The 1,050-nt window shown below is 45.9% G+C and carries 2 protein-coding genes; both read right to left on the minus strand.

Going from position 1 to position 1,050, the window contains the following annotated elements; translation table 11 throughout:
• Positions 1–644, minus strand: a 644-nt coding sequence (gene tolA, locus R7Z77_RS24185; RefSeq protein WP_318136905.1) for a cell envelope integrity protein TolA, incomplete at its 3' end; no start/stop codon positions are given.
• A 12-nt stretch (positions 645–656) separates the two neighbouring features.
• Positions 657–1,050: ExbD/TolR family protein (locus R7Z77_RS24190; RefSeq protein ID WP_318136906.1), on the minus strand; the 394-nt coding region annotated here is incomplete at its 5' end.

Consider the following 1,050-nt stretch of genomic DNA (forward strand, 5'->3'; position numbering starts at 1 on the left):
GCTTCTTTTGCCGCTTTTTCTTTCGCAATGCGTTCTTGTTCAGCTTTTTGAGCCGCCTCGCGTTCACGTTTTGCCTTTTCTTCCGCTTCTTTTGCCGCCTTCTCGCGAGCTACCCTCTCTTGTTCCGCTTTAGCAATCGCCGCTTCTTTGGCTAAACGTTCCTGCTCTGCTTTACGTACAGCTTCTTCTTTCGCTTTACGCTCTTTCTCAAGTTTAGCTGCACGCTCTTTTTCTTGGCGAACTCGTTCTTCTTCTACTTTGCGTTCCTGCTCTTTTTGCTTGCGAGCCGCTTCAGCTTCTCTGGCCGCTTTTGCATCTTTCGCTTGCTGTTCTTTCAACTTACGAATTTGTTCTTCTTCAGCCTTACGGTTTTTCTCAAGCTGCTCCGCCTCACGTCTTAATTTATCAAGACGATCTTGCTCTTTTTTGGCCGCTTTTTCACGCTGCTGACGAATTTCTTTCGCTTGTTGTTGCACCAGTTTAGGGTCTATCACGACAGCCTGAACCATCTGTCCAGTTGGCTCAGGTTTGGTCATCGCAAAATCAGTACCCCAGAGCAATGCTGCTACCAAGAGAGCATGCAGACCTACCGATATGACTATCGGTTTAGTGTACTCTTTCGATTGTTTCTTTTTGTCTTTCATGAATATTGACGTTTATTCCCTAATATCGGTCAGGAGCCCTACTTTAGGGATTCCAGCACGACTCAATTCATCAAGTAAAAGGACAACATCAGCGTATGGCGTCGCTGCATCGCCGCCTACTGCGACTGGTGAATCAGGTTTGATGGAACGCTCTGCTTTAACTCGAACAATGACATCTTGCAGTGAAAGACCACGTTGCACTTCTTCATCGTTCACGCTTAGGCCTAAATTGCCGTCACGATCGATTTCAATGATGATAAAGCTGCTATCTGTATCCCCTGCAAGTTCTTGAGCAGGAGTTGCATTTGATGTCTTTGGTAGATCGACATCTACGCCTTGAGTTACAAACGGAGCGGTCGCCATAAAAATAATTAACAGCACAAGCATTACGTCAATATAAGGAACG

This window comes from Vibrio sp. 1401, assembly GCF_033340295.1.